Annotated in this window: 3 protein-coding genes; all 3 read left to right on the plus strand. The window is 68.3% G+C overall.

Features of this window, described 5'->3' with window-relative positions; genetic code table 11:
* A partial coding sequence (locus tag BBA01S_RS39215; RefSeq protein ID WP_027821139.1) for an ABC transporter permease subunit occupies positions 1–474 on the plus strand: 474 nt, incomplete at its 5' end.
* 2 nt (positions 475–476) lie between these two features.
* On the plus strand, positions 477–1,475 hold the full coding sequence (locus BBA01S_RS39220) for an ABC transporter ATP-binding protein (RefSeq protein ID WP_027821140.1): 999 nt from the start codon (positions 477–479) through the stop codon (positions 1,473–1,475).
* Positions 1,472–2,268: dipeptide ABC transporter ATP-binding protein (locus BBA01S_RS39225; protein ID WP_027821141.1), on the plus strand; the 797-nt coding region annotated here is incomplete at its 3' end. The genes BBA01S_RS39220 and BBA01S_RS39225, both read left to right, overlap by 4 nt.

Raw genomic sequence — 2,268 nt, forward strand, 5'->3', positions numbered from 1 at the left:
TCGCTGCTGCTGGCCGTGGCCGTGGTGGCGATCATCGGCCCGGGGCTGACCAACACCATGTTCGCCATCGCGATCGTGGCGCTGCCGGGCTATGTGCGCCTGGCGCGCGGCTCGGCGCTCGGCGAGCTGCACAAGGAGTACGTGACGGCCTCGCGCGTGGCCGGTGCGGGCACGCTGCGGCTGATGTTCTCGCAGGTGCTGCCCAACTGCACGGCGCCGCTGATCGTGCAGGCGACGCTCGGTTTCAGCTCGGCGATTCTCGATGCGGCCGCGCTCGGCTTCCTGGGCCTGGGCGTGCAGCCGCCGGCCGCGGAGTGGGGCGCGATGCTCGCCTCGGCGCGCGACTATATCGACAGCGCGTGGTGGATCGTCACGATGCCGGGCCTGTCGATCCTGATCTCGGTGCTCGCGATCAACCTGCTCGGCGACGGGCTGCGCGACGCACTCGATCCCAAGCTGAAGCGGATGGCCTGAACATGACTCAAGAACTATTGACCATCCGTAACCTGGCCGTGAACTTCAACGGCCTGCCGGCGGTGGACCGCGTGAACCTGTCGGTGGCGCCGGGCGAAGTGCTCGGCATCGTCGGCGAATCGGGCTCGGGCAAGAGCGTGACGATGATGGCGCTGATGGGCCTGATCGACGCCCCGGGCAAGGTCACGGCCGACTCGGTCACCTTCGATGGCCGCGACCTGCTGAACGCCACGGGCCGCGAGCGTCGCCGCATCGTCGGCAAGGACATCGCCATGGTGTTCCAGGACGCGCTCACGAGCCTGAACCCGAGCTACACGGTCGGCTACCAGATCAAGGAAGTGCTCAAGCTGCACGAAGGGCTGCGCGGCGCGGCGCTGCATGCGCGCGCGCTGGAGCTGCTCGACCAGGTGGGCATTCCCGACGCGAAGAACCGCATCGACAACTTCCCGCACCAGATGTCGGGCGGCATGAACCAGCGCGTGATGATCGCGATGGCCGTGGCCTGCAACCCGAAGCTGCTGATCGCCGACGAGCCGACCACGGCGCTCGACGTGACGATCCAGGCGCAGATCATGGAGCTGCTCGTGCGCCTGCAGAAGGAGCGCGGCATGGCGCTCGTGCTGATCTCGCACGACCTGGCCGTGGTGTCGGAGGTCGCGCAGCGCGTGGCCGTGATGTACGCGGGCGAGATCATCGAGACCAACCGCGTGCCCGATATCTTCGCGCGTCCGCACCATCCGTACACGCAGGCGCTGCTCGCGGCAATTCCGGAGCACAACACGGGCGCGGCGCGCCTGGCTGCGCTGCCGGGCATGGTGCCGGGGCGCGACGACCGGCCCACGGGGTGCCTGTTTGCGCCGCGCTGCAAGTACGTGGTGGACGCGTGCAACAAGGCGCGGCCGTCGCTCGATGCGGTGGCGGACGCAAGCGGCGTGGCGCTCGTGCGCTGCATCAAGCCGCTGAACGTGGTGACTGAAACACTGAATGGAGGCGCGCGATGAACGCAGTCCAGCAATCCGCGTCCCAGCGCGACGCGCATGACGACGAGAAGGTGCTCGTCGCGCACGACCTGAAGAAGCACTACAGCGTGAAGCGCGGCATGTTCGGCACGGGCACCGTGAAGGCGCTCAACGGCGTGTCGTTCTCGCTGCAGCGCGGGCGCACGCTTGCGGTGGTGGGCGAGTCGGGCTGCGGCAAGTCGACGCTCGCACGCCAGCTCACGATGATCGAGCCGCCGACCTCGGGCACGCTCACCATCGACGGCGAGGACGTGGCGAACGCCAGCGGCGCGCAGATCGCGGCGCTGCGCCGGCGCGTGCAGATGGTGTTCCAGAACCCGTTCGCCTCGCTCAATCCGCGCAAGACGGTGGAGCAGACGCTGGGCGAGCCGCTGGCGATCAACACGCGGCTCACGGCGAGCGAACGCGCCGACCGCATCGCGCACATGATGCGCATCGTGGGGCTGCGGCCGGAGCATGCGAAGCGCTATCCGCATATGTTCTCGGGCGGGCAGCGCCAGCGCGTGGCGATTGCGCGCGCGATGATTCTCGATCCGCAGATCGTGGTGGCGGACGAGCCGGTGTCGGCGCTCGACGTGTCGATCCAGGCGCAGATCCTGAACCTGTTCATGGATCTGCAGGAGCAGTTCCGCACGAGCTATGTGTTCATCTCGCACAACCTCGCGGTGGTCGAGCATGTGGCCGACGACGTGATGGTGATGTACCTGGGCGGCGTGGCGGAGCTGGGCGACAAGGCGACGGTGATCGGGCGGCCGCGCCATCCGTACACGCGCTC

It is taken from the genome of Paraburkholderia bannensis NBRC 103871 (genome assembly GCF_000685015.1).
In the GTDB taxonomy this organism is placed as follows: domain Bacteria; phylum Pseudomonadota; class Gammaproteobacteria; order Burkholderiales; family Burkholderiaceae; genus Paraburkholderia; species Paraburkholderia bannensis.

Excerpts from the sequence above, each read along its gene's own strand:
- BBA01S_RS39220 (WP_027821140.1), top strand. The coding sequence starts at position 477 with ATGACTCAAGAACTATTGACCATCCGTAACCTGGCCGTGAACTTCAAC.